Here is a 24,264-nt window from a genome sequence, read left to right as displayed (position 1 = left end):
CATTAACAAGGAGTTGTGATATGCAATCGCGCCATTTGAAATTGCTCGCCGCCGCTACATTGACTGCATGGTCCCTCACTGCCGGGCTGGCGCAAGCCGCTGGCGTACTGACCATTGGTTGCCGTGAAGACAGCACCACGTTCGACCCGATCAAAAGCGCGCAAAACCGCGACACCTGGGTATTTGCCAACGTCTATGACACCTTGGTGCGCGTCGACAACCTGGGCACGAAGATGGAACCGGGCCTGGCCGAAAGCTGGGAGATCTCCAAGGACGGCCTGACCTACACCTTCAAGCTGCGCGATGCGAAGTTCTCGGATGGCTCGGCGATCACCGCCGATGACGCAGCGTTCAGCCTGCTGCGCATCCGCGACAACAAGGCGTCGCTGTGGGCCGATCCGTTCAACCTGATCAATACGGCCAAGGCGTCAGACCCGAAAACCCTGGTGGTTACGCTGAAGACTCCGGCTGTGGCCTTCCTCTCGCAACTGGCGTCGCCGACGGTGTCGATCCTGTCGGAAAAAGCCATGACAAAAATGGGCGAAGACGCCTACTCGGAAAACCCGGTGACCTCCGGCGCGTTTACCGTGGATGAATGGCGCAAGGGGGATCGTGTGATCCTGAAGAAGAACCCGAACTTCTGGCAAGCCAAGAACGTGAGCCTGGATGGCGTGGAGTGGGTGTCCGTCACCGACGACAACACGCGCATGCGCATGGTGCAGAACAACGAGCTGGACACGGCGATCTTCGTACCGTTCTCCCGCGTTGAAGAGCTGAAGAAAGACAAGAACGTGGTCATCCACGCCGACCCGTCCACCCGCGAGGATCACCTGCTGATCAACCATGCCCACGGTCTACTGGCCAAGCAGGAAGTGCGTGAAGCGCTGGACATGGCCATCGACAAGCAGTCGCTGGTCAAGACCGCCACCTACGGTCAGGGCACCGTGGCGTATTCCTACATTCCAAAGGGCTCGCTGTACCACTACGCCAACAACCTGCAGCGTCCGTACGACCCGACCGCCGCCAAGAAGCTGCTGGAGCAGGCCGGTGCCAAGGACTTGAAGCTCAACTACGTGGTCAACGCCGGTAACGAAGCCGACGAGCAGATTGCGGTGATCATCAAGGACCAACTGGCCAAGGTCGGCGTGACCGCCAACCTGCAAAAGGTCGACCCGACCCAGAGCTGGCAGATGCTGGTGGACGGTGAGTACGATATTTCGGTGATGTACTGGACCAACGACATCCTCGACCCGGACCAGAAGACCACCTTCGTGCTGGGCCACGACACCAACCAGAACTACATGACCCGCTACAAGAACGACAAGGTCAAGGCACTGGTGGCGCAGGCGCGGATCGAGGCGGACCCGGCCAAGCGCGAGCAGATGTATGTCGAACTGCAGAAGCTGGCTAAACAGGACGTGAACTGGATCGACTTGTACTACAGCCCGTACATCAACATCTCTCGCAAGAACGTGAGCAACTTCCTGCAAAACCCACTGGGCCGCTTCACCCTCGAAGAAGTGGTGAAAAACTAAGATCCAGAGAGCACTGCATACAACTGTGGGAGCGGGCTTGCTCGCGAAAGCGGTACATCAGTCAGTAATTTTTTGACTGATACTCCGCTTTCGCGAGCAAGCCCGCTCCCACATTTAGTTCTCTTGCATACCTGTTATTGCGCGTCGAACGCCTGCCCATTGATGCCGGTACTGTCCGGCCCCATCAGGTACAGGTACACCGGCATGATCTCTTCCGGTGTCGGGTTGTCCGTCGGGTTTTCCCCTGGGTAGGCCTGGGCCCGCATGCTGGTGCGCGTGGCGCCCGGGTTGATGCTGTTGGCCCGTACCGGTGCGACCTTGTCCAGCTCATCCGCCAGGGTTTGCATCAGGCCTTCGGTGGCAAACTTCGACACCCCGTAAGCCCCCCAATACGCCCGACCCTTACGCCCGACGCTGCTGGAAGTGAACACCACCGAAGCATCCTGGGACAGCTTGAGCAGCGGCAGCAAGGTGCTGGTCAGCATGAACATCGCGTTGACGTTCACCTGCATCACCCGCATGAAATTCTCACCGGACAACTGCTCGATCGGCGTGCGCGGGCCGATGATCGAGGCGTTGTGCAGCAGGCCGTCGAGGTGGCCGAACTCCTTTTCGATCATCGCGGCCAGCTCATCGTATTGATGGGGCAGGGCGGTTTCCAGGTTGAACGGGATCACCACCGGCTGAGGCTGGCCTGCGGCTTCGATTTCGTCGTACACCTGGGCCAGGTTGGCTTCGGTCTTGCCCAGCAGCAGCACGGTGGCGCCGTGGGCGGCGTAGGTTTTCGCGGCGGCCGCGCCGATCCCGCGACCGGCACCGGTCACCAGGATCACCCGGCCTTTGAGCAATTCTGGGCGTGCGGAGTAATCAAACATAAATAGCCTCGACAAAATTCACAGTAAATCCATGTGATTGATCGCAGCCGGGCTTTTGTGGCGAGGGAGCTTGCTCCCGCTGGGCTGCGTAGCGGCCCCAAAAGCTTGGGAGCGCTTCGCACTCCAGCGGGAGCAAGCTCCCTCGCCACAAAGGCGCATCAGCCACAAGCACTTCCCATCAGCAACTGCACAGTGCGTTATCCAGCACCTTGCGCAGTTCCAGCGGGTGGTCCACCACCACGTCAGCACCCCAGTTGCGCGGGTTGTCGTCCGGGTGGATGTAGCCAAAGGTGACCGCAGCGGTGCGCGTGCCAGCGTCGCGGCCGGATTCGATATCGCGCAGGTCGTCGCCCACGAACAGCACGCTGGCCGGGTCCAGGTCGAGCATCTTGCACGCCAAAATCAGCGGCTCCGGGTCCGGCTTGCTGTTTTTCACATGGTCCGGGCAGATCAGCAGCGCCGAGCGCTCGGCCAGGCCCAGTTGCTGCATGATCGGTTCGGCAAAACGCAGCGGCTTGTTGGTGACCACGCCCCACACCAGCTTGGACTTCTCGATGTCTTCCAGCAGCTCGGCCATGCCGTCGAACAGCTTGCTGTGGATCGCGCAGCCCTTGAGGTAGCGCTCCAGGAACTCCTGGCGCAGGTCTTCAAAGCCTGGGGATTCGGGGTCCATCGAGAAGGTCACGGCAACCATCGCCCGTGCACCACCGGAAATTTCATCGCGGATATGCTGCGGGTTGATCGGCTCAAGGCCACGGTCGGTGCGCATGGCCTGGCAGATGGCGATAAAGTCCGGCGCGGTGTCCAGCAGGGTGCCATCCATGTCGAAGAGTACGGCTCGCAACTTCACAGGCTCACTCCTCGCGCAGGGTCTGGATCATGTAGTTGACGTCCACATCGTTGGCCAGCTTGTAGTGCTTGGTCAGCGGGTTGTAGGTCAGGCCGATGATGTCCTTGACGGTCAGGCCGGCCTGGCGGCTCCAGGCACCCAGCTCGGAAGGGCGGATGAATTTCTTGAAGTCATGGGTGCCGCGCGGCAGCAGCTTCATGATGTATTCGGCGCCGATGATCGCGAACAGGTAGGCCTTGGGGTTGCGGTTGATGGTGGAGAAGAACACCTGACCACCTGGCTTGACCATGCGGAAGCAGGCGCGGATCACCGAGGACGGGTCCGGTACGTGTTCGAGCATCTCCAGGCAGGTGACCACGTCGAACTGCTCGGGCATTTCTTCGGCCAGGGCTTCGGCGGTGATCTGGCGGTATTCGACGCTCACGCCGGATTCCAGCTGGTGCAGCTGGGCCACGGCCAGCGGCGCTTCGCCCATGTCGATGCCCATGACGGTGGCGCCGCGCTGGGCCATGGCTTCGCTGAGGATGCCGCCGCCGCAACCGACGTCCAGTACCTTCTTGCCGGCCAGGTTGACGCGTTCGTCAATCCAGTTGACCCGCAGCGGGTTGATGTCGTGCAGCGGCTTGAACTCGCTCTCGCGGTCCCACCAGCGGTGGGCCAGGGCTTCGAATTTGGCGATTTCGGCGTGGTCGACGTTGCTCATGGTGAATCCTCTAAACCTGATAAATCGTTTGGTCAGTCCTGAACCCGTGGGTTCAAAACCTTCGTTATTCGGTGTGCCCGCTGATGCGTTGGCCCCAGGCGATGGCCGTGGCGGTCAACTGTTGTTCATCCATGCGGGTCAATTGCCGGTCGTCGAGCAACTGCTTGCCGGCGACCCAAAGGTGTTTCACGCAATCGCGTCCGGTGGCATATATAAGCTGTGAGACCGGATCGTAGATCGGTTGTTGCGCCAGCCCCGACAGGTCGAAGGCGACGATGTCGGCGGCCTTGCCCACTTCCAGCGAACCGATCTCGCTTTCCAGGCCCATGGCCCGGGCGCCGTTGAGGGTAGCCATGCGCAGGGCACGATGGGCATCCAGGGCGGTGGCCGAACCGGCGACGGCCTTGGCCAGCATCGCGGCTGTACGGGTTTCGCCCAGCAAGTCCAGATCATTGTTGCTGGCTGCGCCGTCGGTGCCGATGGCCACATTGACGCCAGCCTGCCACAGACGCTCCACCGGGCAAAAGCCGCTGGCCAGTTTCAGGTTCGATTCCGGGCAATGGATGATGCTGGTGTTGCTTTCTACCAGCAAAGCCAGGTCGTCCTCGCTGATTTGGGTCATGTGAACGGCCTGGAAGCGTGGGCCGAGCAGGCCGAGCCGACCCAGGCGCGCCAGTGGGCGCTCGCCGGTCTGTTCGACAGCTTGCTGCACTTCGAAGGCGGTTTCGTGAACGTGCATATGGATCGACGCGTCCAGCTCTTCGGCCATGACCCGGATTTTTTCCAGGTTCTCATCGCACACGGTGTACGGGGCATGGGGGCCGAACACGATTTTGATGCGCGGGTGATGCTTGAGGTCGCCGAACAGCTCGACACCCTGGCGAATGGCCTCATCGGCGGTGCTGGCGCCCGGGATCGGGAAATCGAGGATCGGGAATGCAATCTGTGCACGGATGCCGCTGTTGTGCACGCAGTCGCTGGCAACCTTGGGGAAGAAGTACATGTCGGAGAAGCAGGTGATGCCGCCCTTGAGCTGTTCGGCGATGGCCAGGTCGGTGCCGTCGCGCACGAAGGCTTCGTCGACCCATTTGGCCTCGGCGGGCCAGATGTGCTTTTCGAGCCATGTCATCAGTGGCAGGTCATCGGCCAGGCCGCGAAACAGGCTCATCGCCGCGTGGCCGTGGGCGTTGACCAGGCCCGGGCTGAGCAGCATGCCCGGCAGTTCGCGCACCTCCGTGGCTTTAAGCTTCAACGCTGCGGCCCGTGGCCCGATAAAGGCAATGCGCCCGTCCCGGATGCCGAGGGCATGCTCCTTGAGCACCACGCCGGCAGGTTCGACGGGCACCAGCCAGGTCGGCAGCAATACCAAGTCAAGCGGGGCAGCAGTGGCGGTCATCGCAGGCTTCTTCCCAGGCAGCTATAAAAGAAGGGCGAAGTATACCCGAGCGTCTCCGCTGGCGGATCGCTATAATCGGCGGCTTTGTTCATGAGTGCGGGGTAAGGGATGCGCGATCGACTGTTGGCTGCGGAGAGGGTGAAGGCCATCGATTGGCGTGATGGCGCACTGCACCTGCTCGATCAGCGTGCCTTGCCGGCCGTTGAGCGCTGGGTGATCTGCATCTCGGCCGACGAGGTGGCGGCGGCCATTCGCACGATGGTGGTGCGTGGTGCACCGGCTATCGGCATCAGCGCCGCCTATGGCCTGGTGCTCGCTGCCCGCGAGCGGATCGCCGAGGGCGGCGACTGGCAGGCTGCCTGGGAAGAAGACTACGCACTTTTAGCCGATACCCGGCCGACCGCATCGAACCTGTTCTGGGCGTTGAAGCGCATGCGCGACCGCCTGGACCGGGTCAAAAAGCACGCCGACCCGTTGGCGGTGTTGGAAGCCGAGGCCATTGCGATCCATGAAAGTGATCGGGAAGCCAACCTGACCATGGCTCAATTGGGCGTCGAGTTGATCCGCAAGCACCAAGGCAATGCCCAGGCGATCCTCACCCACGGCAACGCCGGTGCCCTGGCGACCGGTGGTGTGGGGACGGCGCTCGGGGTGATTCGCGCGGCTTACCTGGAAGGCATGGTCGAACAGGTGTACGCCAACGAGACCCGTCCGTGGCTGCAAGGCTCGCGGCTGACGGCCTGGGAGCTGGCGGGCGAGGGCATCCCGGTGACGGTGAACGCTGACTCGGCCGGCGCGCATATCCTCAAGACCAAGGGCGTGACCTGGGTGATCGTCGGCGCCGATTGCATCGCGGCCAATGGTGATGTGATCAGCAAGATCGGCACCTACCAGCTGGCGGTGTGCGCCATGCACCACGGCGTGCGCTTCATGGTGGTGGCGCCGAGCTCCACGCTGGACCTGATGATGGCCACTGGCGATGACGTTGCGCTGGAAGAGCGGGATTCGGGGGAGTTGCTGGACATTGTCGGGCAGCGACTGGGGGGTGAGGCGTTCAATCCGGTGTTTGATGTGACGCCGGCTGACTTGATTGACGTGATCGTGACGGAAAAGGGCATTGTTGAGCGGCCGGATACGGCCAAACTGGCGAAGTTGATGTGCCGTAAGCGGTTGCATTGAGGGCATTGGTGCCTGTTGGATTGCATTCGCGAGCAAGCCCGCTCCCACATTTGATTTGTGAACACTTTCAAAATGTGGGAGCGGGCTTGCTCGCGAATGGCCCTTTCACTCAACAAAACCCCTGGATCCAACCCTAAAAAACACCACCCATCCAGCTCTGAGCCCCTCTCGTCCCCCTCAAGCCTGTCATCCGTCAACTAACTATGCTCCATGCGCATCAGGGGGATAGGTGCGTGGCGGCGATTGTGATAACATCCGGCGGTTTCCAGGGTTGCCCCGAGGGGCTGCCTATAACGTGCAGATCCGTGTCATAACTCGTTGATTTGTCGTAAGTCGTTGTCAGGCACTTGCCGGCAGCGGCGAGCTTCGTTCGTCCCATATGGATGTGACGAGGTTTCACCCGAAAAAGGAATCAGGCTTCTCATGGGCGAACTGGCCAAAGAAATCCTCCCGGTCAATATCGAAGACGAGCTGAAACAGTCCTACCTCGACTACGCGATGAGCGTAATTGTCGGTCGGGCACTGCCTGATGCGCGCGATGGCTTGAAGCCCGTGCACCGGCGTGTGCTGTTCGCGATGAGCGAGCTGGGTAACGACTGGAACAAGCCGTACAAGAAATCTGCCCGTGTTGTCGGTGACGTGATCGGTAAGTATCACCCTCACGGCGACACTGCGGTGTACGACACCATCGTTCGGATGGCCCAGCCGTTTTCCCTGCGCTACCTGCTGGTAGACGGCCAGGGCAACTTCGGTTCGGTCGACGGCGACAACGCCGCGGCCATGCGATACACCGAAGTGCGCATGACCAAGCTGGCGCACGAGCTGCTGGCCGACCTGCACAAAGAAACCGTGGACTGGGTGCCGAACTACGACGGCACCGAAATGATCCCGGCCGTCATGCCAACCAAGATTCCCAACCTGCTGGTCAACGGCTCCAGCGGTATTGCCGTGGGCATGGCCACCAACATCCCGCCACACAACCTCGGTGAAGTCATCGACGGTTGCCTGGCCCTCATCGACAACCCTGAGCTGACCGTCGATGAGCTGATGCAATACATCCCCGGTCCGGACTTCCCGACCGCCGCGATCATCAACGGTCGTGCCGGCATCATCGAAGCCTACCGCACCGGTCGCGGCCGCATTTACATGCGCGCCCGCTCGATCATCGAAGACATCGACAAGGTCGGTGGCCGCCAGCAGATCGTCATCACCGAACTCCCTTACCAGTTGAACAAGGCGCGCCTGATCGAGAAGATCGCCGAGCTGGTTAAAGAGAAGAAGCTCGAAGGCATCACCGAACTGCGCGACGAGTCTGACAAAGACGGTATGCGCGTGGTGATCGAGCTGCGTCGTGGCGAAGTGCCTGAGGTGATCCTCAACAACCTCTACGCCCAGACCCAGCTGCAAAGCGTGTTTGGTATCAACGTGGTTGCCCTGATCGACGGCCGCCCGCGCATCCTGAACCTCAAGGATCTGCTGGAAGCCTTCGTGCGTCACCGTCGCGAAGTGGTCACCCGCCGTACCGTGTTCGAGCTGCGCAAGGCTCGCGAGCGCGGCCATATCCTGGAAGGCCAGGCGGTTGCGCTGTCGAACATCGACCCGGTGATCGCGCTGATCAAGGCCTCGCCAACCCCGTCGGAAGCCAAGGAAGCGCTGATCAGCACCCCTTGGGAATCCAGTGCCGTGGTGGCCATGGTTGAACGTGCCGGCGCCGACTCGTGCCGTCCGGAGACCCTGGACCCGCAATACGGCCTGCGTGAAGGCAAATACTTCCTGTCGCCAGAGCAGGCCCAGGCCATCCTGGAACTGCGCCTGCACCGCCTGACCGGCCTGGAGCACGAGAAGCTGCTGGCTGAGTACCAGGAGATCCTCAACCAGATCGGCGAGTTGATCCGCATCCTCAGCAGCGCCGTGCGCCTGATGGAAGTGATCCGCGAAGAACTGGAAGTGATCCGCGCCGAATACGGCGACGTGCGCCGTACCGAAATCCTCGATGCGCGCCTCGACCTGACCCTGGGCGACATGATCCCGGAAGAAGAGCGTGTGGTGACCATCTCCCACGGTGGTTATGCCAAGACCCAGCCGCTGGCGGCGTACCAGGCCCAGCGTCGTGGTGGTAAAGGCAAGTCGGCTACCGGCGTCAAGGATGAGGACTACATCGCTCACCTGCTGGTTGCCAACAGCCACACCACGCTGCTGCTGTTCTCCAGCAAGGGCAAGGTGTACTGGCTCAAAACCTACGAAATCCCGGAAGCCTCCCGTGCCGCCCGTGGTCGCCCGTTGGTCAACCTGCTGCCGCTGGACAGTGATGAGTACATCACCACCATGCTGCCGGTCGAGGAATACACCGAAGGTCACTTCATCTTCATGGCCACCGCCAAAGGCACCGTGAAGAAGACCCCGCTGGAATCCTTCAGCCGTCAACGCAGCGTGGGCCTGATCGCCCTGGAGCTGGACGAAGGCGACGTGTTGATTTCGGCTGCCATCACCGATGGCGAGCGTGAAGTCATGCTGTTCTCCGACGGTGGCAAGGTGACACGCTTCAAGGAATCCGACGTTCGCGCCATGGGCCGTACCGCCCGCGGTGTGCGCGGCATGCGCCTGCCAGAAGGGCAGAAGCTGATTTCGATGCTGATCCCGGAAGAAGGCAGCCAGATCCTCACCGCTTCGGCGCGTGGTTATGGCAAGCGTACCGCCATCAGTGAGTTCCCGGAGTACAAGCGTGGCGGCCAGGGCGTGATCGCCATGGTCAGCAACGACCGCAACGGCCGTCTGGTCGGCGCAGTGCAGGTGCTCGATGGCGAGGAGATCATGCTGATTTCCGACCAGGGCACCCTGGTGCGTACCCGTGTGGCTGAAGTGTCGAGCCTGGGCCGTAACACCCAGGGCGTGACGCTGATCAAGCTGGCCAGCGACGAGACGTTGGTAGGCCTGGAGCGTGTCCAAGAGCCATCGGAAGTCGAAGGCGAGGAGCTGGAAGGGGAAGAAGGTGCGGTATTCGATGGCGAGGTGATCGCAGCAGGCGATGACAACGTGGACGAGCCAACCCTCGATGCTGCCGCAGACGAAGAAGAACCGCAGGAATAAGCGGACACACAGGGGGCGGATGAAGATTCGCCCCCTTGTTGTTTGTCCCCTTTGAAACATGTGGGAGCTGGCTTGCTTGCGATGGCATCACCGCGGTATCACTGAAATACCGAGGTGCCTGCATCGCAGGCAAGCCAGCTCCCACAACGGTCCGCTCCAATAAGAGCGTGTTGCCGAACATGATTGCAGCCCCACCAGATCAGAGTGAGATTGGATGTGAGCAAGAGAGCCTATAACTTCTGTGCCGGTCCCGCGGCGCTTCCTGAAGCAGTCCTGCAGCGTGCGCAGGGTGAACTCCTCGACTGGCATGGAAAAGGCCTCTCCGTGATGGAAATGAGCCATCGCAGCGATGAGTTTGTATCAATCGCCACCAAGGCCGAGCAGGATCTGCGCGACTTGCTGGACATTCCATCGAACTACAAAGTGCTGTTCCTGCAAGGCGGCGCCAGCCAGCAGTTCGCCCAGATCCCGCTGAACCTGCTGCCGGAAGACGGCACTGCTGACTACATCGACACCGGTATCTGGGGCCAGAAGGCCATTGAAGAGGCCTCCCGCTACGGCAACGTCAACGTGGCAGGCACCGCCAAGCCTTACGACTACTTCGCGATCCCGGGCCAGAACGAGTGGAAGCTGTCGAAAAACGCTTCCTATGTTCACTATGTGGCGAACGAAACCATCGGCGGCCTGGAGTTCGACTGGGTGCCGGAAGTCGGCGACGTGCCGCTGGTGTGCGACATGTCTTCGGACATCCTTTCGCGCCCGATCGACGTGTCGAAGTACGGCATGATCTACGCCGGAGCCCAGAAGAACATCGGCCCGAGCGGTATCCTGGTCAACATCATCCGTGAAGACCTGCTGGGTCGCGCGCGCTCGCTGTGCCCGACCATGCTCAACTACAAGGTCGCCGCCGATAACGGCTCGATGTACAACACTCCGCCGGCCTTCGCCTGGTACCTGTCCGGCCTGGTGTTCGAGTGGCTGAAAGAGCAGGGCGGTGTCGCTGCCATGGGCAAGTTGAACGAAGAGAAGAAGCGCGTCCTGTACGACTTCATCGACGCCAGCGGCCTGTACAGCAACCCGATCAACCTGACTGATCGCTCGTGGATGAACGTGCCGTTCCGCCTGGCTGACGACCGCCTGGACAAGCCATTCCTGGCCGGTGCCGACGCGCGCGGCCTGCTGAACCTGAAGGGTCACCGTTCGGTCGGTGGCATGCGCGCCTCTATCTACAACGCCGTCGACATCCACGCCATCAATGCGCTGGTTGCCTATATGGCAGAGTTCGAAAAGGAACACGGCTAATGTCTGAGCAAGAACTCAAGGCCCTGCGAGTACGCATTGACAGCCTGGACGAGAAAGTCCTGGAACTGATCAGTGAGCGCGCGCGGTGTGCCCAGGAAGTGGCGCGGGTGAAGATGGCGTCCCTGGCCGAAGGCGAGGTGCCGGTGTTCTACCGTCCCGAGCGTGAAGCGCAGGTGCTCAAGCGTGTGATGGAGCGCAACAAAGGCCCGCTGGGTAACGAAGAGATGGCGCGGTTGTTCCGCGAAATCATGTCCTCGTGCCTGGCCCTGGAGCAGCCGCTGAAAGTGGCTTACCTGGGCCCGGAAGGCACCTTCACTCAAGCGGCGGCCATGAAGCACTTCGGTCACGCGGTGATCAGCAAGCCAATGGCGGCGATTGATGAAGTGTTCCGCGAAGTGGCGGCCGGTGCGGTGAACTTTGGCGTGGTGCCGGTGGAGAACTCCACCGAAGGCGCGGTGAACCACACCCTCGACAGCTTCCTTGAGCACGACATGGTGATCTGCGGTGAGGTTGAGCTGCGTATCCACCACCACCTGCTGGTGGGCGAGAACACCAAGACCGACAGCATCAGCCGCATCTACTCCCACGCCCAGTCCCTGGCCCAGTGCCGCAAGTGGCTGGACGCGCATTACCCGAATGTCGAGCGCGTGGCGGTGTCCAGCAACGCCGAGGCAGCCAAGCGGGTCAAGGGTGAGTGGAATTCGGCGGCGATCGCCGGTGATATGGCGGCGGGCCTGTATGGCCTGACGCGCCTGGCTGAAAAGATCGAGGATCGCCCGGACAACTCCACGCGCTTCCTGATGATCGGCAGTCAGGAAGTGCCGCCGACCGGCGATGACAAGACTTCGATCATTGTTTCCATGAGCAACAAGCCCGGCGCGCTGCATGAGCTGCTGGTGCCGTTCCACGATAACGGGATTGACCTGACGCGCATCGAGACTCGTCCTTCGCGCAGCGGTAAATGGACTTACGTGTTCTTTATCGACTTCATCGGCCATCACCGCGACCCGCTGGTCAAGGGTGTGCTGGAGAAAATCAGTCAGGAAGCCGTGGCACTCAAGGTGCTGGGCTCTTACCCGAAAGCGGTTTTGTGAGGCTTTAACATGAGTGGCAACTTCCTCGCCCTGGCTCAGCCGGGCGTGCAACAACTGTCGCCTTACGTCCCGGGCAAGCCTGTGGACGAGTTGGCGCGTGAGTTGAACCTGGATCCGGCGAATATCGTCAAGCTGGCCAGTAACGAAAACCCGCTGGGTCCGAGCCCCAAGGTGCTGGCGGCGATCCGTGAAGAGCTGGCCGAGTTGACTCGTTATCCGGATGGCAATGGCTTTGCGCTCAAGACCCTGCTGGCTGAAAACTGCCGGGTCGAGCTGAACCAGGTCACCCTGGGTAACGGTTCAAACGACATTCTTGAGCTGGTCGGCCGTGCTTACCTGGCCCCGGGCTTGAATGCGGTGTTCAGCGAGCACGCGTTCGCGGTTTATCCGATCGTGACCCAGGCCGTGGGTGCCGACGCAAAGGTAGTTCCAGCCAAAGATTGGGGGCATGACCTGCCGGCCATGCTGGCGGCGATAGACGCGAAAACCCGCGTGGTGTTCATCGCCAACCCGAACAACCCGACCGGCACCTGGTTCGACGTCCAGGCATTGGACGACTTCCTGCAGGACGTGCCTGAGCACGTGCTGGTGGTGCTGGACGAGGCCTACATCGAGTACGCCGAAGGCAGCGACCTGCCGGACGGCCTGGACTTCCTGGCGGCCTACCCGAACCTGCTGGTGTCGCGCACGTTCTCCAAGGCTTACGGCCTGGCGTCGCTGCGGGTGGGCTACGGCCTGTCCACGGCCGTGGTTGCCGATGTGCTGAATCGTGTGCGTCAACCGTTCAACGTCAACAGCCTCGCCCTGGCGGCGGCCTGTGCGGCGGTGAAGGATGCCGAGTACCTGGAAGAGGGGCGTCGCCTCAACGAAACCGGCATGCTGCAGTTGCAGGACGGCTTCCGTGAGTTGGGCCTGGGCTGGATTCCGTCCAAAGGCAACTTCATCTGCGTCGACCTCGGCCAAGTGGCGGCTCCGGTATTCCAGGGCTTGCTGCGTGAAGGCGTGATCGTGCGTCCGACCGCCAACTACGGCATGCCGAACCACCTGCGTATCACCATCGGTCTGCCGGCAGAAAACGCCCGCTTCCTGGAGGCGCTGGCCAAGGTTCTGGCTCGTGGTTGATGTCACTGCATTGCAACCTGCTGTGCCTATGATCGGTCGCCTGGTGGTGGTCGGCCTGGGGTTGATCGGCGGCTCCTTCGCCAAGGGCCTGCGTGAAAGCGGGCTGTGCCGCGAAGTGGTCGGTGTGGACCTGGACCCGCAATCGCGCAAATTGGCGGTTGAGTTGGGCGTGGTGGATCGCTGTGAGGCAGACCTGGCGCTCGCGTGCCAGGGCGCTGATGTGATCCAGCTCGCTGTGCCGATCCTGGCCATGGAGAAGTTGCTGGCGTTGTTGGCAGGCATGGACCTCGGCCAGGCGATCCTCACGGATGTCGGGAGTGCCAAGGGCAATGTGGTGCGCGCCGCGCAGCTGGCCTTTGGCGGTATGCCGACGCGTTTCGTGCCGGGGCATCCGATTGCCGGTTCCGAGCAAAGTGGGGTGGAGGCGTCCAATGCGCAGCTGTTCCGCCGTCACAAAGTGATCCTGACACCGCTGGAACAGACCGATCCGGCTGCGCTGGCGGTGGTGGATCGCCTGTGGCGTGAGTTGGGCGCGGATGTCGAGCACATGCAGGTCGAGCGTCACGACGAAGTGCTGGCGGCGACCAGTCATCTGCCGCACCTGCTGGCGTTTGGCTTGGTGGACTCGTTGGCCAAGCGCAACGAAAACCTGGAGATTTTCCGTTACGCCGCCGGTGGCTTTCGCGATTTCACGCGGATTGCCGGCAGCGATCCGGTGATGTGGCACGACATCTTCCTTGCCAATCGTGAGGCGGTGTTGCGCACCCTGGACACCTTCCGCAGTGACCTCGACGCCTTGCGCGACGCGGTGGATGCCGGGGATGGTCATCAGTTGTTGGGCGTGTTCACCCGTGCGCGGGTGGCGCGTGAGCATTTCAGCAAGATCCTGGCACGCCGGGCCTACATGGAAACTGCAGTGAACGCCGATGAGTTGACCTTTCTCGCTGAGCCGGGTGGCCGCTTGAGCGGGCGCATCCGGGTGCCGGGCGACAAGTCGATCTCCCATCGGTCGATCATGCTGGGGTCGTTGGCTGAGGGTGTGACCGAGGTCGAAGGTTTCCTGGAGGGCGAAGATGCCCTGGCGACCCTGCAGGCGTTTCGCGACATGGGCGTGGTGATTGAGGGGCCGCACCATGGGCGCGTGACTATTCATGGGGTGGGCCTGCATGGGTTGAAGGCGGCACCGGGGCCGATCTATCTCGGTAACTCCGGTACGTCCATGCGTTTGCTGTCCGGTTTGTTGGCGGCGCAGAGCTTCGACAGCGTGTTGACCGGCGACGCGTCGTTGTCCAAGCGTCCGATGAGTCGCGTGGCCAAGCCACTGCGGGAAATGGGTGCAGTGATCGAAACCGGGCCGGAAGGGCGCCCGCCGCTGACCATTCGAGGTGGGCAGGCGCTGAAGGGGCTGAATTACGTGTTGCCGATGGCCAGTGCGCAGGTCAAATCCTGCGTGTTGCTGGCAGGGCTGTACGCTGAGGGCAAGACCTCGGTGACAGAGCCAGCGCCGACCCGTGATCACACCGAGCGTATGTTGCGTGGCTTTGGTTATCTGGTGGCGGTGGATGGTGCTACTGCGTCCGTAGAGTCCGGCCACGCGCTGACCGCTACCCATATCGAAGTGCCGGGGGATATTTCCTCCTCGGCGTTTTTCTTGGTGGCGGCTTCGATTGCCGAGGGCTCCGAGCTGTTGCTGGAGCATGTCGGCATCAACCCGACGCGTACCGGGGTGATCGACATCCTGCGCCTGATGGGCGCGGATATCACTCTGGAGAACCCGCGTGAAGTGGGTGGCGAGCCTGTAGCTGACCTGCGCGTGCGCGCCGCTGCGTTGAAGGGGATCGAGATTCCCGAAGCGCTGGTGCCGCTGGCGATCGATGAATTCCCGGTGCTGTTTGTGGCGGCGGCCTGTGCCGAAGGGCGCACCGTGCTGCGCGGTGCCGAGGAGTTGCGCGTCAAGGAGTCCGATCGCATCCAGGTGATGGCCGACGGTCTGTTGGCGCTGGGGGTCAAGTGTGAACCGACCCCTGATGGGATTATCATTGACGGTGGCCTGATGGGCGGTGGTGAAGTCCATGCCCATGGCGATCATCGGATTGCCATGGCATTCAGTGTGGCTTCCCTGCGGGCAGCGGCGCCGATTCGTATCCGTGACTGCGCCAATGTTGCTACGTCTTTTCCGAACTTTCTTACACTGTGTGCCCAAGTCGGCATCCGTGTTGCCCAAGAGGCTCAATTGTGAATATCAAAGCACCGGTGATTACCATCGACGGGCCAAGCGGCTCGGGCAAAGGCACGATCGCCGGCATCCTGGCCAAGCGCCTGGGCTGGTGCCTGCTGGATTCCGGCGCGCTGTATCGCCTGCTGGCGTTTGCTGCGCGCAACCATGGCGTCGACCTGACCAACGAAGAATCCCTGAAGCTGCTGGCGGCGCACCTTGATGTGCAGTTCGTCGGCGCGACGGAAGGTCATCCGCAGCGCATCATCCTGGAAGGGGATGACGTGACCGATGATCTGCGCAACGAGCAAGTCGGCTCCTGGGCCTCCCAGGTTGCCGCACTGCCGGCCGTACGCGATGCGCTGCTGCAGCGTCAGCGGGCGTTCCAGGAGCCGCCAGGGCTGGTGGCCGACGGGCGTGATATGGGAACCGTGGTGTTCCCGGAGGCCCCGCTGAAGATTTTCCTGACTGCCAGCGCCGAGGAGCGGGCTCGCCGCCGCTACTTGCAGTTGAAGGGCAAAGTCGATGGTGTTAGTCTGTCGAGTCTGCTAGATGAGATCCGTGCACGCGATGAGCGTGATACCCAACGCGCAGTAGCCCCGCTCAAGCCGGCGGCTGATGCCATACAGCTGGATTCCACGGAGCTGTCCATCGAGCAGGTGCTGGAACGCATCTTGAGCGAAATCGCCATTCGCGATATCGCCGGGTGATCAAGAAGGCCGCAGGGGACCAGTCATAGTCCTGCGGTGGCTTCTTTTAACTGAAACTGACCCACACCGTCTGGGGTGTGGAGATGGGCGTATTCTTCGCCCTTATCAACAGGAATTAAAATGAGCGAAAGCTTTGCGGAACTCTTTGAAGAAAGCCTAAAAACCCTGAACCTTCAGGCAGGCTCCATCATCACCGGTGTTATCGTTGATATCGATTACCAAGCTCGCTGGGTAACCGTTCACGCTGGTCTGAAGTCTGAAGCTCTGATCCCGCTGGAACAGTTCTACAACGATGCTGGTGATCTGACAATCAATGTCGGTGACGAAGTTCACGTTGCTCTGGACTCGGTTGAAGACGGTTTCGGTGAAACCAAGCTGTCCCGTGAAAAAGCCAAGCGCGCTGAATGCTGGATTGTTCTCGAAGCAGCCTTCGCAGCTGAAGAAGTGGTCAAGGGCGTTATCAACGGTAAGGTTAAAGGCGGCTTCACTGTCGACGTTAACGGCATCCGTGCGTTCCTGCCAGGTTCTTTGGTCGACGTTCGTCCTGTGCGCGACACCACGCACCTGGAAGGCAAAGAACTCGAATTCAAGGTCATCAAACTCGACCAGAAACGCAACAACGTTGTCGTTTCCCGTCGCAGCGTCCTGGAAGCAGAGAACTCCGCCGAGCGTGAAGCTCTGCTGGAATCCCTGCAGGAAGGTCAGCAAGTCAAAGGTATCGTCAAAAACCTCACCGACTACGGCGCATTCGTCGACCTGGGTGGCGTGGATGGCTTGCTGCACATTACCGACATGGCTTGGAAGCGCATCAAGCATCCTTCCGAAATCGTCAATGTTGGCGACGAGATCGATGTCAAGGTTCTGAAATACGATCGCGAGCGCAACCGTGTTTCCCTGGGCCTGAAGCAACTGGGTGAAGATCCATGGGTTGCTATCAAAGCCCGTTACCCAGAAAGCACTCGCGTAACCGCGCGTGTTACCAACCTGACCGACTACGGCTGCTTCGCTGAGCTGGAAGAAGGCGTTGAAGGCCTGGTACACGTTTCCGAAATGGACTGGACCAACAAGAACATCCACCCTTCGAAAGTCGTACAAGTCGGCGACGAAGTGGAAGTTATGGTTCTGGACATCGACGAAGAGCGTCGTCGTATCTCCCTGGGCATCAAGCAGTGCAAATCTAACCCATGGGAAGATTTCTCTGGCCAGTTCAACAAGGGCGATAAAATCTCCGGCACCATCAAGTCGATCACCGATTTCGGTATCTTCATTGGTCTGGACGGCGGCATCGACGGCCTGGTTCACCTGTCCGACATCTCCTGGAACGAAGTGGGCGAAGAAGCTGTTCGTCGTTTCAAGAAGGGCGACGAGCTGGACACCGTTATCCTGTCGGTTGACCCAGAGCGCGAGCGCATCTCCCTGGGTATCAAGCAACTGGAAAGCGATCCGTTCTCCGAGTACGTTCAAGAGAACGACAAAGGCGCAATCGTTAAAGGCACTGTGAAAGAAGTTGACGCCAAAGGCGCCATCATCGTTCTGGCCGACGATATCGAAGCGACTCTGAAAGCCTCCGAAATCAGCCGTGACCGCGTTGAAGACGCGCGCAACGTTCTGAAAGAAGGCCAGGAAGTAGAAGCCAAGATCATCAGCGTTGATCGTAAGAGCCGCGTAATCCAACTCTCCATCAAGTCGAAAGACGAAGTTGAAGAGAAAGAAGCTATCCAGAGCCTGAAATCGGCTCCGGAAGCTGCACAAGGCGAGACCACCATGGCCTCCCTGCTGCGCGAAGCAATGGCTAAGCAGAACTAAGTTCTGTAAAGCTGTAAAAAAGGGCGACTTCGGTCGCCCTTTTTTATGCCTGAAATTTGTTGAATCATCGCCCGAGAACCTTGGGCTATCGAGCGGGGTCAGATCTAACTATAGTCTTTGAAGAAACCGCTCTTGTGTCGCTGATTCAATAAGGATTTGAATGAATAGGCTTATAGTTGTATTCGCCGTGGTAATGCTGGCAGGGTGTTCGGCCACCAGTGCCAAGACTCACGCCAGGCACGGCGTCAGCGGTATCGAGATCGACTGTTCGGGGCTGGGTTCCGGCTGGGACAAGTGCGAAAAGCGTGCGGCCCGTGAGTGCAAGCAGCAGGGCTACAAGGTCATTACCAGGTCCAGTGATGCCAAGGATGAAGAGGGTGACTACCTGTTTGGCTGGAATCCTGCGGGTGCGGTGACTCGGACGATGCTGGTGATGTGTAATTGAGCATGGAAGGCGCGTTTTATTGGTATGAATTGATCATGCAGATAAGTTGGCGTATGGGCTGTTCAAATTCATCAAGTCATGCTAAAACCTTCGAAGCGCTTTTCCTAGCTGCTTGAAAAAGAAGGGAAAAATATGACGAAGTCGGAGTTGATCGAACGAATTGTCACCCATCAAGGGCTGCTCTCATCCAAAGATGTGGAGCTGGCTATCAAGACCATGCTTGAGCAAATGTCCCAGTGCCTGGCGACTGGTGATCGGATCGAGATCCGCGGGTTTGGAAGTTTTTCGTTGCACTACCGCGCACCGCGAGTAGGCCGTAATCCAAAAACCGGCCAGTCGGTTAGCCTTGACGGAAAATTTGTGCCTCATTTCAAACCGGGCAAGGAACTGCGGGATCGCGTAAATGAAGATGAAGAAGAGGGGGTCTGACTGACCTTCTGGAGAACGTTATGTCTAGAGCCATGCGCTTTGCATCGGTTGTATCTGTTTTGTTCTGCGTACTCGTTGTGGTGTTCTTTGTGCTGGAGAACCAGCAGCGTACGACCTTGTCATTTTTCAGTTGGTCCACCGCCGAATTGCCTGTATCGGTTTTTACGATTTTGGCGTTGTTCGTGGGGATGATCATTGGTCCTGTGTTGGGTGTGGTGGTGGGCTTTAAGAGGCGACGCGAGAAAGCCTGATCCTTCTGCGCAGGGCGAATATTTTGATTGAGCGCCGCGCAGCATGGTCGTTTTACGTTTGATGTCTTTTCTGTCTTCGTTGTAAAGGCAGGCTGAATTACTGCTCGTGGTGTGTACCCAGCTTAGGATTCCACCTTTATTGGCCTTGTGAGTCCTGCGTGCATTTATTCGTGCTAAAAATTCGATATGTCGGGGCAAGGTCGGTCGCCGATATTTCTCTGCATGGTCTCGCCTTGATCCCACCCTCTTAATTATCGCTAAGGCCTGTTTTTACGCATCGTGTATCTGTGTTGGCTTTTGACTTTAAGGATGCAGGCCTTAAAATAGTCACCACTTTCCATGCCCTTCATTTTTAATTGCACCACACAACGCTTATTTTTCGGGCTGTTTGCTAGCGAGCTTCGACGTTTTCCTTGAACCTCTTTACCGTTGAGCATTCCGGGGCGGCATATTGGCTTTGTTAGTCAGCAGGCATTGAGGTGAGTGGCCGACTAGAAGCTTGTCGTGCTGTGCGCGTTGCTTTAGGACTTACTATGTTCAGCGGAAAAACGCTTCTTATCACCGGTGGTACCGGTTCATTCGGCAACGCCGTTCTCAAGCGCTTCCTCGACAGTAACATTGCAGAAATCCGCATCTTCAGCCGCGACGAGAAGAAGCAGGATGACATGCGAAAGCGCTACGCCAACCCCAAGCTGAAATTCTATATTGGCGACGTACGCGACTATCAAAGTGTTCTCAACGCCACTCGTGGTGTGGACTACATCTTTCACGCGGCCGCGCTGAAACAGGTGCCTTCCTGCGAGTTCCATCCCATGGAAGCGGTCAAGACCAACGTAATTGGCACCGAAAATGTCCTGGAAGCTGCTATCCAGAACATGGTCAAACGTGTGGTTTGTCTTAGCACCGACAAAGCTGTTTATCCTATCAATGCCATGGGTATCTCCAAGGCTATGATGGAAAAAGTAATGGTCGCTAAATCCCGCAATGTAGATGATGCAAAGACGGTTATCTGTGGGACCCGTTACGGCAACGTCATGGCGTCACGAGGTTCTGTAATTCCTCTGTTCATTGAGCAGATTCGTGCGGGTAACGCTTTGACGTTGACCGACCCGAGTATGACCCGCTTCATGATGACGTTGGCTGACGCTGTAGACTTGGTGTTGTACGCCTTCGAGCACGGTCGCAATGGTGATCTTTTTGTTCAGAAGGCGCCTGCTGCGACCGTCGAAACACTGGCCAAAGCCTTGACTGCAATGGTTGGTAAGCCTGAACACCCGATTCAGGTGATTGGTACGCGCCATGGCGAAAAGCTATTTGAAGCTTTGTTGAGTCGTGAAGAAATGGCCTGCGCTGAAGACAAGGGCGATTACTACCGCATTCCTCCTGATTTACGTGACTTGAACTACTCAAAATTTGTAGAGCAAGGCGAAGAAAAGATCTCCCGCACGGAAGATTACAATTCCCATAACACTGAAAGGTTGGATGTGGCCGGCATGCAACGGCTTCTGCTCAAGCTTGAATTCATGCAAGCGATCCAGCGTGGCGAACTTGCTACGCCGGAGGAGTAATCGATGAAGGTACTGATCACGGGCGCCAACGGTTTTGTAGGCAAGAACCTGATCGCGCATTTAAGTGAGCGCAGTGATGTCAAGGTTACCGTCTTTACTCGCGATAACGGCACTGCCCAATTGCCCGCTTTGGTTGCCGGTGTCGACTTTGTTTTCCACCTCGCTGGCGTTAATAGGCCGCAGTCGTCCGATGAATTCAAGGCGGGTAACACTGACTTGACCTTGGCTCTATGTGAGGCCATCAAGGCAAGTGGTAAACCAACGCCAGTGCTTTACACCTCATCGACCCAGGCTGATCGGGACAATCCCTACGGGCTCAGCAAGCTGGCTGCTGAACAGGCATTACACGATCTGCAAGTCAGTCACGGCTCCAGGGTTCATGTTTTGCGCCTGCCGAATGTGTTTGGCAAGTGGGCTCGGCCAGATTACAACTCGGCGGTGGCGACTTTTTGCCACAACATCACCCGAGGTCTCCCAATCCAGATCAATGACCGACAAGCGATGGTCAACCTGGTGTACATCGACGATGTGATTGACTGCTTCGTTCGAGTCATGGACTCGAACCTGTCTCGCGACTCAGTTGCTCAGGTTGAGCCGGTATACAGCATTTCCGTGGGCGAGCTGGCCGATCAGTTGCACGCATTTCGTGACAGTCGCGACACGTTGATCAGCGAAGCCGTTGGCAACGGCCTGGTTCGGGCGCTTTACTCGACCTACGTCAGCTATCTACCCGTCGAGCAATTCACTTATGACGTTCCGAAGTACGGTGATCCGCGCGGCGTTTTCGTTGAAATGCTGAAGACCCGGGACAGTGGGCAATTTTCCTACTTCACCGCACACCCTGGCGTGACACGGGGTGGTCACTATCACCATAGCAAAACTGAAAAGTTCCTCGTAATCAAAGGCAAAGCCTGCTTCCGTTTCCGTCACATTGTATCCGGTGAGTTTTATGAGTTGCTCACTCAAGGCGAACAGCCTCAGATCGTGGAAACGGTTCCTGGCTGGACCCACGACATTACCAATGTCGGCGAAGAAGAGATGATTGTCATGCTCTGGGCTAACGAGATTTTTGACCGTGAGCGACCCGACACCTTTGCGATGCCGGTAGGTACTCAAGCCTGAGCGTAGGCGTGCATCAGGCAATGCATGGGTCCAATGATTCTTGAAGAGTGTTGAGATGAAAAAGCTGAAAGTTGTCACGGTTGTGGGGACACGCCCCGAAATCATCCGCTTGTCTCGGGTGATAGCCAAACTGGACGAGCATTGTGAACATGTCCTGGTACATACCGGGCAAAACTACGATTACGAATTAAACGAAATTTTTTTCCAGGATCTTGGTATCCGTAAGCCGGACCATTTTCTCAACGCCGCGGGTGCGACAGGTGCCCAAACGATAGGCAACGTAATCATCGCGGTCGACCAAGTACTGGAAGACGTGAAGCCAGAAGCTTTGTTGGTTCTTGGCGATACCAACAGCTGTATGGCGGTGATCCCGGCCAAGCGTCGCAAAATTCCTACGTTTCATATGGAAGCTGGTAATCGCTGTTTTGATATGCGCGTGCCTGAAGAGATCAATCGCCGGATTGTCGATCACACTGCAGACATAAATTTGACCTATAGCAGCATTGCGCGTGACTACCTGCTTCGCGAGGGGCTTTCTCCAGATAGGGTGATTAAGACCGGCAGCCCAATGTTTGAAGTGCTCAATTACTACCGCGACGGGATCGAAGCTTCGGACGTTCTGGCGCGCCTCGGCCTGGAGGCTGGCAAATTCTTTGTGGTCAGTGCTCACCGCGAAGAAAACATTGATTCCGATAAGAACTTTCTCAAGTTGGTCGATGTGTTAAATACAGTTGCTGCACATTATGAGCTGCCGGTGATTGTGACCACGCACCCTCGTACACAGAAGCGTGTAGATGCCATGGGCGTGGCGTTTCACAAGAATGTGCAATTACTCAAGCCGCTGGGTTTCAAGGATTACAACAAGCTGCAACTGACGGCCAAGGCAGTGTTGTCGGACAGTGGGACCATTAATGAAGAGTCGTCGATCCTCAACTTCCCGGCCTTGAACCTGCGCGAGGCACATGAGCGGCCGGAAGGGATGGAAGAGGCTTCGGTCATGATGGTCGGCCTGGAAGTCGAGCGTACCATGCAAGGTTTGCAGCTTCTCGAGAGCCAGGCAGCCGGGGAGGAGCGCACGCTCAGGCTGGTCACGGATTACAGCATGCCGAATGTTGCCGAAAAGGTCGTGCGGATTGTTCACAGCTACCGCGACTACGTCATGCGCACTGTATGGAAGCAATATTGATTGGACAAACTTGCCCAGGAAACACCGCTTAAGATTCTGGTGGTGACCCAGTATTTCTGGCCCGAAAACATGCGCATCAACAATATGGTCGAAGGTTTTGTCGCCAAAGGTCATGAGGTAACGGTGCTTACCGGGTTGCCCAACTATCCGGAAGGGCAGGTCTATGCCGATTTTCGACGCGATCCCGCCCAGTTTTCCAGCTATCACGGAGCTCGCATAATTCGGGTTCCAATGTTGGCGCGCGGTAAGTGGAGCGTTACGCTAGCCTTGAATTACCTTTCGTTTTTCAGCAGCGCCTCACTCATTGGCAGTTACAAGCTGCGCGGTCAGCCATTTGATTCGATCTTTGTGTACGGCGTGTCGCCCATCATGGGCGCTATCCCGGCGCTTTTGCTGGGGCGGTTGAAAAAAGCTCCGGTGCTGGTTTGGGTGTTGGACCTGTGGCCGGAAAGCCTCAGGGCGGTTGGGGTCGTCAATAGCCCAAGGCTGCTGGGGGTGGTCGGTAAAGTTGTGTCTTGGATTTATAACCGTACTGATTACTTGTTGTTGCAGTCGCGTTCGTTCGACGAGAACATCAAGCAATACTGCACGCGTGCGATTGATGAAGACCGGCTGGTTTACTTTCCCAGTTGGGCCGAGGATGACTTTTCTGCGGAGGTTCAGGCGCCTTCTGATCTGCTACAGCGCGACGATTCTCTTTTTACGATCGTTTTTGCTGGAAACATAGGCGATGCTCAGGATTTTCCTGCAATCATGGCCGCAGTCAAGGCTGTCAAGGCGGACCTGCCTGTACGCTGGGTGATTGTGGGGGATGGTCGGGCCAGCCAATGGCTAGCCGAACATGTGGCGGAAACTCGACTGGATAACGTCCTGTTGCTAGGAAGACACCCCCTGGAAAAAATGCCGGCGCTGTTCGCTGCTGCGGATGCTTTACTGGTTTCGTTGCGGACCAATGAGGTCTTTGAGAAAACCATCCCTGGCAAGGTTCAGGCTTACCTGGCGTCAGGCAAGCCCATCATTGCCATGATTGATGGTGAAGCGGCCAAAGTCGTTGTTGGCTCAGGTGCCGGCATGACGTGTGCCTCGGGCGATGCGGCAGGGTTGGCGGATATCGTGCGTACCATGGGTGCTATGCCTAAGACCGAGCTCGAGAATATGGGCTCGTCGGGCAGACGTTATTACCTTGAGCATTTTTCCAAAGACACATTGTTCGATCGTTTGGAGGAGCTGTTCAGAAAAGCCACCCTGAGGCGGAACAAAAAATGACCGAAAAATCACTGCTTGCTGGCGCCATTGGTCAGGTACGACCTGTTTGGTGTGAAACGCTTGTGAGTGCCGGGCATTGATGAGCCCTGAACCCTTTTGCCTCTATCTGTTCCAGGAACTGCT

General features: G+C 58.5%; 20 protein-coding genes. 16 read left to right on the top strand and 4 right to left on the bottom strand.

Annotated features, from left to right (window positions below; genetic code table 11):
- Positions 1 to 20: 20 nt before the first annotated feature.
- Positions 21 to 1,535, top strand: coding sequence for an ABC transporter substrate-binding protein (locus ACVWVP_RS10205; RefSeq protein WP_178919879.1), 1,515 nt, complete (start codon positions 21 to 23; stop codon positions 1,533 to 1,535).
- Positions 1,536 to 1,669: 134 nt separating this feature from the next.
- On the opposite strand, the gene ACVWVP_RS10200 is transcribed toward ACVWVP_RS10205, so the two are convergent.
- The 4 genes from ACVWVP_RS10200 to ACVWVP_RS10185 form a co-directional block, all read right to left on the bottom strand.
- A complete protein-coding gene (locus tag ACVWVP_RS10200; RefSeq protein ID WP_457405578.1) occupies positions 1,670 to 2,410 on the bottom strand; it encodes a YciK family oxidoreductase in 741 nt (246 codons plus the stop codon).
- A gap of 178 nt (positions 2,411 to 2,588) precedes the next feature.
- Entirely contained in the window at positions 2,589 to 3,260 is a 672-nt protein-coding gene (mupP, locus tag ACVWVP_RS10195) for an N-acetylmuramic acid 6-phosphate phosphatase MupP (protein WP_178919881.1), read from the bottom strand.
- 4 nt (positions 3,261 to 3,264) lie between these two features.
- Positions 3,265 to 3,963: a bifunctional 2-polyprenyl-6-hydroxyphenol methylase/3-demethylubiquinol 3-O-methyltransferase UbiG gene (gene ubiG / locus ACVWVP_RS10190; protein WP_003189760.1), complete on the bottom strand. Its 699-nt coding sequence runs from the start codon at positions 3,961 to 3,963 to the stop codon at positions 3,265 to 3,267.
- 64 nt (positions 3,964 to 4,027) lie between these two features.
- Complete coding sequence (locus ACVWVP_RS10185) at positions 4,028 to 5,359, bottom strand: TRZ/ATZ family hydrolase (RefSeq protein ID WP_178919882.1); 1,332 nt, start codon at positions 5,357 to 5,359, stop codon at positions 4,028 to 4,030.
- 108 nt (positions 5,360 to 5,467) lie between these two features.
- Here ACVWVP_RS10185 and mtnA point away from each other — a divergent pair, with 108 nt between their 5' ends.
- From mtnA to ACVWVP_RS10110, 15 genes are all read left to right on the top strand, one after another.
- Positions 5,468 to 6,538, top strand: a complete 1,071-nt coding sequence (gene mtnA, locus ACVWVP_RS10180; protein WP_259173391.1) for an S-methyl-5-thioribose-1-phosphate isomerase — start codon at positions 5,468 to 5,470, stop codon at positions 6,536 to 6,538.
- 423 nt (positions 6,539 to 6,961) lie between these two features.
- The gene (gyrA, locus tag ACVWVP_RS10175) at positions 6,962 to 9,625 is read left to right on the top strand and encodes a DNA gyrase subunit A (protein ID WP_178919884.1); all 2,664 of its coding nucleotides are present in this window, start codon (positions 6,962 to 6,964) and stop codon (positions 9,623 to 9,625) included.
- 216 nt (positions 9,626 to 9,841) lie between these two features.
- A complete protein-coding gene (gene serC / locus ACVWVP_RS10170; protein WP_178919885.1) occupies positions 9,842 to 10,927 on the top strand; it encodes a 3-phosphoserine/phosphohydroxythreonine transaminase in 1,086 nt (361 codons plus the stop codon).
- Positions 10,927 to 12,021, top strand: coding sequence for a prephenate dehydratase (gene pheA / locus ACVWVP_RS10165; RefSeq protein ID WP_003172650.1), 1,095 nt, complete (start codon positions 10,927 to 10,929; stop codon positions 12,019 to 12,021). The genes serC and pheA overlap by 1 nt, the downstream gene beginning before the upstream one ends.
- Positions 12,022 to 12,030: 9 nt before the next feature.
- Entirely contained in the window at positions 12,031 to 13,143 is a 1,113-nt protein-coding gene (gene hisC, locus ACVWVP_RS10160; protein ID WP_457405574.1) for a histidinol-phosphate transaminase, read from the top strand.
- Between the two features lie 28 nt (positions 13,144 to 13,171).
- Positions 13,172 to 15,382 (top strand): bifunctional prephenate dehydrogenase/3-phosphoshikimate 1-carboxyvinyltransferase, encoded by a 2,211-nt coding sequence (locus ACVWVP_RS10155; RefSeq protein ID WP_457405775.1) that lies wholly within the window; start codon positions 13,172 to 13,174, stop codon positions 15,380 to 15,382.
- The gene (gene cmk / locus ACVWVP_RS10150; RefSeq protein ID WP_003172653.1) at positions 15,379 to 16,068 is read left to right on the top strand and encodes a (d)CMP kinase; all 690 of its coding nucleotides are present in this window, start codon (positions 15,379 to 15,381) and stop codon (positions 16,066 to 16,068) included. The genes ACVWVP_RS10155 and cmk overlap by 4 nt, the downstream gene beginning before the upstream one ends.
- Before the next feature lie 120 nt (positions 16,069 to 16,188).
- On the top strand, positions 16,189 to 17,874 hold the full coding sequence (gene rpsA, locus ACVWVP_RS10145; RefSeq protein WP_016975322.1) for a 30S ribosomal protein S1: 1,686 nt from the start codon (positions 16,189 to 16,191) through the stop codon (positions 17,872 to 17,874).
- 160 nt (positions 17,875 to 18,034) lie between these two features.
- The gene (locus ACVWVP_RS10140) at positions 18,035 to 18,319 is read left to right on the top strand and encodes a hypothetical protein (protein ID WP_178919888.1); all 285 of its coding nucleotides are present in this window, start codon (positions 18,035 to 18,037) and stop codon (positions 18,317 to 18,319) included.
- A 132-nt stretch (positions 18,320 to 18,451) separates the two neighbouring features.
- Complete coding sequence (gene ihfB, locus ACVWVP_RS10135) at positions 18,452 to 18,748, top strand: integration host factor subunit beta (protein ID WP_003218804.1); 297 nt, start codon at positions 18,452 to 18,454, stop codon at positions 18,746 to 18,748.
- Between the two features lie 20 nt (positions 18,749 to 18,768).
- Complete coding sequence (locus ACVWVP_RS10130) at positions 18,769 to 18,999, top strand: LapA family protein (protein WP_178919889.1); 231 nt, start codon at positions 18,769 to 18,771, stop codon at positions 18,997 to 18,999.
- 533 nt (positions 19,000 to 19,532) lie between these two features.
- A complete protein-coding gene (locus ACVWVP_RS10125) occupies positions 19,533 to 20,567 on the top strand; it encodes a polysaccharide biosynthesis protein (protein ID WP_178919890.1) in 1,035 nt (344 codons plus the stop codon).
- Between the two features lie 3 nt (positions 20,568 to 20,570).
- Positions 20,571 to 21,689, top strand: a complete 1,119-nt coding sequence (gene wbjC, locus ACVWVP_RS10120; RefSeq protein WP_457405569.1) for a UDP-2-acetamido-2,6-beta-L-arabino-hexul-4-ose reductase — start codon at positions 20,571 to 20,573, stop codon at positions 21,687 to 21,689.
- Positions 21,690 to 21,744: 55 nt separating this feature from the next.
- The gene (gene wecB / locus ACVWVP_RS10115) at positions 21,745 to 22,875 is read left to right on the top strand and encodes a non-hydrolyzing UDP-N-acetylglucosamine 2-epimerase (protein ID WP_457405567.1); all 1,131 of its coding nucleotides are present in this window, start codon (positions 21,745 to 21,747) and stop codon (positions 22,873 to 22,875) included.
- On the top strand, positions 22,876 to 24,141 hold the full coding sequence (locus ACVWVP_RS10110; protein ID WP_457405564.1) for a glycosyltransferase family 4 protein: 1,266 nt from the start codon (positions 22,876 to 22,878) through the stop codon (positions 24,139 to 24,141).
- Positions 24,142 to 24,264: the final 123 nt, after the last annotated feature.

This window comes from Pseudomonas sp. TE24901 (genome assembly GCF_054058375.1).
This window is presented reverse-complemented; position numbering and strand designations above follow the sequence as displayed.